Source organism: Paraglaciecola arctica BSs20135 (genome assembly GCF_000314995.1).
Lineage (GTDB): Bacteria > Pseudomonadota > Gammaproteobacteria > Enterobacterales > Alteromonadaceae > Paraglaciecola > Paraglaciecola arctica.
On sequence record NZ_BAEO01000055.1, the window covers coordinates 325,642 to 333,343 of the forward strand.

Annotated in this window: 5 protein-coding genes; all 5 read left to right on the plus strand. The window is 42.8% G+C overall.

The annotated features are described in order from the left end of the window. Positions 1-76 precede the first annotated feature (76 nt). Positions 77-4,261 (plus strand): DNA-directed RNA polymerase subunit beta', encoded by a 4,185-nt coding sequence (gene rpoC, locus GARC_RS18585; RefSeq protein WP_007623099.1) that lies wholly within the window; start codon positions 77-79, stop codon positions 4,259-4,261. 238 nt (positions 4,262-4,499) lie between these two features. Beyond that, positions 4,500-4,874 (plus strand): 30S ribosomal protein S12, encoded by a 375-nt coding sequence (rpsL, locus tag GARC_RS18590; RefSeq protein ID WP_007623100.1) that lies wholly within the window; start codon positions 4,500-4,502, stop codon positions 4,872-4,874. A 79-nt stretch (positions 4,875-4,953) separates the two neighbouring features. Further along, entirely contained in the window at positions 4,954-5,424 is a 471-nt protein-coding gene (rpsG, locus tag GARC_RS18595; RefSeq protein ID WP_034900295.1) for a 30S ribosomal protein S7, read from the plus strand. Positions 5,425-5,436: 12 nt separating this feature from the next. Beyond that, positions 5,437-7,539, plus strand: coding sequence for an elongation factor G (gene fusA, locus GARC_RS18600; RefSeq protein WP_007623104.1), 2,103 nt, complete (start codon positions 5,437-5,439; stop codon positions 7,537-7,539). A gap of 67 nt (positions 7,540-7,606) precedes the next feature. Further along, a partial coding sequence (locus GARC_RS18605) for a GTP-binding protein (protein WP_039990023.1) occupies positions 7,607-7,702 on the plus strand: 96 nt, incomplete at its 3' end.

Sequence of the window (7,702 nt, forward strand, 5' to 3'; positions counted from 1 at the left end):
TCGTATAGACAGGATGGTGTAGCACTTGTCAGTGCAAGTGTTACACCTTTGCAATTGACTCCGCTGGGAGAGAAATGTGAAAGATTTATTAAAGTTTCTTAAGCAACAACATAAGACCGAAGAATTCGATAATATACGAATTGGTCTAGCCTCGCCGGATATGATCCGTTCTTGGTCATTTGGTGAAGTTAAGAAACCAGAAACAATTAACTACCGTACGTTTAAACCTGAACGTGACGGTTTGTTCTGCGCACGTATTTTTGGTCCTGTAAAAGATTACGAATGTTTGTGTGGTAAATACAAGCGCCTTAAGCACCGTGGTGTAATTTGTGAAAAATGTGGGGTAGAAGTTACCTTAACTAAAGTACGTCGTGAGCGTATGGGTCATATTGACTTGGCTAGCCCAGTTGCACATATTTGGTTCTTAAAATCATTACCGTCTCGTATTGGTTTAATGTTAGACATGACCTTACGTGATATTGAACGTGTACTTTATTTTGAATCATACGTGGTATCAGAACCTGGTATGACTACGCTTGAGCGCAGCCAACTTCTAACAGAAGAAGAATATTTGGATGCACTTGAAGAGCATGGTGATGAATTTGAAGCTAAGATGGGTGCTGAAGCAGTTTATGAATTGCTTAAAGCACTAGATGTTGATGCTGATGTTGTCTCTATGCGTGAAGAGTTACCTTCAATTAACTCTGAAACTAAGCGTAAGAAAATCACTAAGCGTTTGAAATTATTAGAGTCTTTCCAATTATCAGGTAACAAACCTGAGTGGATGATTTTAACTATACTACCAGTGTTACCACCTGACTTACGTCCTTTGGTTCCACTAGACGGTGGTCGTTTTGCTACCTCTGATTTGAACGATTTATATCGTCGTGTTATCAACCGTAACAACCGTTTAAAGCGTCTTCTAGATCTTGCTGCACCAGACATTATTGTGCGTAACGAAAAACGTATGTTGCAAGAAGCAGTTGATGCCTTGTTAGATAACGGTCGTCGTGGTCGTGCAATAACAGGTTCTAATAAACGTCCTCTTAAATCTTTGGCCGATATGATCAAAGGTAAACAAGGTCGTTTCCGTCAGAACTTGCTAGGTAAACGAGTCGATTATTCAGGTCGTTCGGTTATTGTTGTTGGCCCTACTTTGCGCTTACACCAATGTGGTTTACCTAAGAAAATGGCACTTGAGTTATTCAAGCCGTTTATCTACGGAAAATTAGAAGGTCGTGGTCTTGCTACCACCATCAAAGCCGCTAAAAAATTAGTAGAGCGTGAAGATCCAGAAGTATGGGATGTATTAGACGAAGTGATCCGTGAACATCCGGTATTACTTAACCGTGCACCTACGCTTCACAGATTGGGTATCCAAGCATTTGAACCAATCCTAATCGAAGGTAAAGCTATTCAGTTACACCCATTGGTGTGTGCTGCATACAACGCCGATTTCGATGGTGACCAAATGGCGGTGCACATTCCGTTGACGATTGAAGCTCAGCTTGAATCTCGCGCATTGATGATGTCTACCAACAACATCCTTTCACCAGCCAATGGTGAGCCAATTATCGTACCTTCGCAGGATGTGGTAATGGGCTTGTACTATATGACGCGTGATCGCGTTAATGGTAAAGGTGAAGGCATGGTATTCACCAGCCCACACGAAGCTGAAAAAGCTTACCGTACTGATACAGTAGAATTACATGCTCGCGTTAAGGTACGTATCACAGAACATTCTGTTGATGAAGAGGGCAATAAAGTAGAAACAGTGACTTTAACTGATACTACTGTTGGTCGCGCAATTTTCTCATTGGCGTTACCTGTAGGTTTGCCTTTTGAAATCATCAACAAAGCGATGGGCAAAAAGCAAATCTCTAAATTGTTGAATGCTTGTTACCGTACCTTAGGTTTGAAAGATACTGTAATCGCAGCTGACCAAATCATGTATACCGGTTTCCACTATGCGATGATCGCTGGTGCATCTGTTGGTATAGATGACATGGTTATTCCTGACGCTAAGAAAGATATCATCGAAGATGCGGAAGCTGAAGTACGTGAAATCCAGGAACAATTCCAATCTGGTCTTGTAACCGCGGGTGAACGTTACAACAAAGTTATCGATATCTGGTCGAACGCCAACGAAAAAGTTGCCAAAGCCATGATGGATAACTTGTCGATTGAGACAGTTAAAAATCGTGATGGTGAAATGGAAGAGCAGAAGTCTTTCAACTCAGTATTTATGATGGCCGAGTCCGGTGCTCGTGGTAGCCCCGCGCAAATCCGTCAGCTAGCTGGTATGCGTGGTCTGATGGCGAAACCAGATGGTTCAATCATCGAAACACCTATTACTGCTAACTTCCGTGAAGGTTTGAACGTACTTCAGTACTTCATCTCTACTCACGGGGCACGTAAAGGTTTGGCGGATACGGCACTTAAAACTGCTAACTCGGGTTACTTAACCCGTCGTCTGGTTGATGTTGCGCAGGATTTGATCATCAACAACGATGACTGTGGTACGTTTGAAGGTGTTAAAATGACACCTCTAATCGAAGGTGGAGATGTTGTTGAACCACTTCGCGAACGTGTTCTAGGTCGTACAGTTGCTGAAGACGTATTTAAACCAGGTACTAAAGAAATTTTAGTTGAGCGTAACGTTCTGCTAGACGAAGCTTTAGTAGACTTGCTTGAAGTTAACTCAGTTGACCAAATTCAAGTACGTTCTGTAATCACTTGTGAAAACGACTTTGGTGTCTGTGCTAGATGTTACGGCCGTGATTTGGCTCGTGGACATATGGTTGGTCATGGTGAAGCTGTCGGTGTTATCGCCGCACAGTCAATCGGTGAACCTGGTACACAGCTTACCATGCGTACGTTCCACATCGGTGGTGCGGCATCAAGAGCATCAGCAGAAAACAACGTACAGTTGAAAACTGCTGGTACCTTGAAATTACATAACGCTAAATTTGTGCGTAACTCTGACGATAAAGTGGTCATTGTTTCTCGTTCAACTGAGATCACTATTATTGATGATCAAGGTCGTGAGAAAGAACGTTATAAAGTGCCTTACGGTGCAATATTAACAGTAGATGATGGTGCTAAAGTTACCTCTGGTGAAGTTGTCGCCAACTGGGACCCACATTCACATCCAATCGTGACTGAACGTGCTGCTAAAATTAGCTTCTCTGACGTTGATGACAGTAACACTGAGATGCAGCAAGATGACTTAACTGGTCTTACTCGTATCGTTGTTAATGACTTGTCTAAGGCGAATGCGAAAGAACCTAAGCTTATCCTTGAAAGCGAAGAATTTGGTCTACAAGAAATTCGTCTACCAAGTTTTACTACCATCGAAGCAACTGATGGTATGGAATCTAAGCCTGGTGATGTACTAGCGCGTATTCCACAAGAAAGCTCGAAAACTCGTGATATTACCGGTGGTCTTCCACGAGTAGCTGATTTGTTTGAAGCTCGTAAACCTAAAGAGCCTGCCATCCTAGCTGAAGTATCAGGTATGATTGGTTATGGTAAAGAAACTAAAGGTAAGAAACGTTTAACTATTACGCCTAAAACAGGTGATCATTACGAAGAGATGATCCCTAAATGGCGTAACCTCAACGTGTTTGAAGGTGAAAACGTTGAAAAAGGTGAAGTTATTGCCGACGGTGCTGAATCTCCACATGATATTTTACGTCTACGTGGTATCAGTGCAGTTTCTAATTATATCGTTAATGAAGTACAAGAAGTTTACCGCCTACAAGGGGTAAAAATTAACGATAAGCACATCGAAGTTGTTATTCGTCAGATGTTGCGTAAGTGTATGATCACTTATGCTGGTGACAGTAAGTTCTTAGAAGGTGAGCAAGTTGAAGTGTCTAACGTGAAAATCGCTAACCGTGAATTGGAAAGACAGGGCAAAATCCCTGCTGAGTACGCACCACAGTTATTAGGTATCACTAAAGCATCGTTGTCTACTGAGTCATTTATCTCAGCGGCATCTTTCCAAGAAACGACTCGTGTTCTTACCGAAGCAGCAGTGCAAGGTAAAGAAGATGAGTTACGTGGCTTGAAAGAAAACGTTATTGTTGGACGCTTGATACCAGCCGGTACCGGCTTTACGCATCACCAAAAACGTACTGCTAGAAAACTAGCAGAGATGCAAGAACGGGAAGAACCTTCCGTTTCAGCATCTGAAGCAGAATTAGCACTCACCGAAGCACTTAATGCTGAAGTAAGTGATACTCCTGCCGACGAGTAAAAAATAAGGTCAGAAAGTGATCTGGATATTAAAGATTACTGACTAAGCATTGTGATAGAACTCATATAAAATGCAGTTTAGCAGTAGTCTTACTTGACAGGTCACTCATTGATCATTAGACTTCCGCGACCCGAAATTCGATGACTTTATAGTCAATGGATCAGGGCTCGCGGATTTTTCGCGTTTTACGCCCTTAAAAAAAGGGTAACCAGTCGTAATTTTAATCAGGAGCTAGTTAATGGCAACAGTTAACCAGTTAGTGCGCAAGCCACGCAAACAACCTGCGACGAAGAGCAACGTCGCGGCTTTGCAAGCCTGCCCACAACGCCGTGGAGTATGTACTCGTGTATATACAACCACACCAAAAAAACCGAACTCTGCACTACGTAAAGTATGTCGTGTTCGTCTGACCAATGGTTTTGAAGTTTCTTCATACATTGGCGGTGAAGGTCATAACTTACAAGAGCATAGTGTTGTTCTTATTCGTGGTGGTCGTGTCAAAGATTTACCAGGTGTTCGTTATCACACTGTTCGCGGTACATTAGATTGTGCTGGCGTAAGTGATCGCAGAGCCGGCCGTTCTAAATACGGCGCAAAAAGGCCTAAGTCTTAACGGTTCTCCGTTAGTAAGGCCAAACTAAAGTATTAATTGAGTTTTGGGAATACCCTGAAAATTCTACGGAGAATTTGAAATGCCAAGAAGAAGAGTCGTAGGTCAACGTAAAATCCTACCAGATCCTAAGTTCGGATCAGAGTTACTTGCAAAATTTATGAATGTCGTCATGTTAGACGGCAAAAAATCGACTGCTGAAAAGATCGTTTACGGTGCACTAGAAATTGTTGCTGCTAAAGCTGACAAAACGCACCTAGAGATATTTGAAGTCGCACTCGACAACATTCGCCCTACGGTTGAGGTTAAATCTCGTCGTGTTGGTGGTTCTACTTATCAAGTTCCAGTAGAAGTTCGTCCTGTTCGTCGAAATGCCCTAGGTATGCGTTGGTTAGTTGACGCTGCTCGTAAACGTGGTGAAAAATCAATGGCTCAACGCCTTGCAGCTGAAATGCTCGACGCTGCTGAAAACAAAGGTTCTGCGGTTAAGAAACGTGAAGACGTTCACCGTATGGCCGAAGCAAACAAAGCTTTCGCTCACTACCGTTGGTAATAAGAGAAAGTTATGGCTCGTAAAACGCCCCTTGAGCGTTATCGGAATATTGGTATTGTCGCCCATGTGGACGCGGGTAAAACCACGACCACTGAGCGCGTTCTTTTCTACACTGGCTTGTCTCACAAGATCGGTGAAGTGCATGATGGCGCAGCTATTATGGACTGGATGGAACAAGAGCAAGAACGCGGCATTACTATTACTTCGGCAGCGACGACCTGTTTTTGGTCGGGTATGGACAAACAATTCGATCAACATCGGATTAATATCATTGACACCCCAGGGCACGTTGACTTCACTATTGAAGTAGAACGTTCTTTGCGTGTGCTCGATGGTGCTGTAGTTGTATTTTGCGGTTCGTCAGGTGTAGAACCTCAGTCTGAAACAGTTTGGCGTCAAGCTGATAAATACCACGTTCCACGTATAGTATTTGTCAACAAGATGGACAGAGCTGGTGCAGACTTTGAACGCGTTGTTAAACAAATAGAAACTCGTTTAGGTGCCAATTGTGTTCCTATTCATTTAAACATCGGTGCTGAAGAAACCTTCAAGGGTGTTGTTGACCTTATCAAGATGAAAGCCATTAATTGGAATGATTCTGATCAAGGAATGACCTTTACCTACGAAATTATCCCAGCTGACTTAATGGACAGAGCGCTAGAATTGCGTACTGAACTCATTGAAGCAGCAGCTGAAGCAACCGATGAGTTGATGGATAAATATTTGGAAGGCATTGAGCTTACCGAAGCTGAGATTAAATTTGGTTTACGCAAACGCACACTGGCGAATGAAATAGTATTAGCTACTTGTGGCTCTGCATTCAAAAATAAGGGTGTGCAGGCGGTGCTTGATTCAGTAATCGAGTATCTTCCGGCTCCTATGGATGTACCTGCAATCACAGGTGTACTAGACGACAAAGAAGAAACAGTAGCGGAACGCCCAGCAGATGATGCTGCGCCCTTTGCTGCTTTGGCATTTAAAATTGCCACTGACCCCTTTGTTGGAACTTTAACTTTTTTCCGTTGTTATTCCGGTGTAGTAAATTCAGGCGATGCTTTTTACAACCCAGTAAAAGCAAAACGTGAACGCTTTGGACGAATTGTTCAAATGCACGCCAAGGATAGAGAAGAGCTTAAAGAAGTACGTGCTGGTGATATTGCTGCCGCAATTGGGCTAAAAGATGTAACCACGGGTGACACATTATGTGATCCTAACCACATCATTACCCTAGAGCGAATGGAATTTCCTGAACCGGTTATTTCTATAGCAGTAGAACCTCGCTCTCAACCAGACCAAGTGAAAATGGGTGCCGCCCTAGGTAAACTAGCAGCAGAAGACCCATCTTTTAAGGTACATACTGACGAAGAATCAGGTCAAACAATTATCTCTGGTATGGGTGAATTACATCTTGATATCATTGTTGACCGTATGAAGCGTGAGTTTAATGTTGAGTGTAATGTAGGTAAACCTCAGGTTGCCTATCGTGAAACCATCCGCAATAAAGTTGATGTTGAAGGTAAATTTGTTCGCCAGACAGGCGGCAAAGGTCAGTTTGGTCATGTTTGGTTAACCATCGAACCTAATGAAGAAGGCGCTGGGTACGAATTTATCAACAAGATTGTAGGAGGTGCAGTTCCAAAAGAATTCATCCCTTCAGTTGATAAAGGTATCGAAGAACAGATGCAAAATGGTGTGGTAGCTGGATACCCGGTGCTTGATGTAAAAGTCACCTTGTTTGATGGTTCATATCATGATGTTGACTCTTCAGAAATGGCGTTTAAAATCGCTGGGTCGATGGGGTTCAGGAAAGGGGCTGCAGAAGCAAATCCTGTATTACTTGAGCCAACTATGAAAGTTGAAGTTACCACTCCAGAAGACTGGATGGGTGACGTAGTCGGCGACCTTAACAGGCGTCGGGGTATGATTGAAGGCATGGATGATGGTGTGGCAGGTATTAAAATAATACATGCTAAAGTACCGTTATCGGAAATGTTCGGTTACGCTACTGATTTGCGCAGTGCAACTCAAGGGCGAGCGTCATATTCAATGGAATTTTTTAAATACTCAGAAGCGCCTAATAATGTCTCTAAAGCCATTACAAACGCGCGAACTTAAATTTTAATGAAGGTCTGATCCGCTACTCAAAATTGAGGTCGGATTTTTAACTTAGGAAACCAGTAAAATGGCAAAAGCAAAGTTTGAACGTACTAAACCGCATGTAAACGTCGGTACTATCGGCCACGTTGACCATGGTAAAACAACATTAACAGCTGCAATT

Bases quoted from the DNA above. Each gene is read 5' to 3' on its own strand.
- rpsL (WP_007623100.1), top strand. From the start codon at position 4,500: ATGGCAACAGTTAACCAGTTAGTGCGCAAGCCACGCAAACAACCTGCG.
- rpsG (WP_034900295.1), top strand. From the start codon at position 4,954: ATGCCAAGAAGAAGAGTCGTAGGTCAACGTAAAATCCTACCAGATCCT.
- fusA (WP_007623104.1), top strand. From the start codon at position 5,437: ATGGCTCGTAAAACGCCCCTTGAGCGTTATCGGAATATTGGTATTGTC.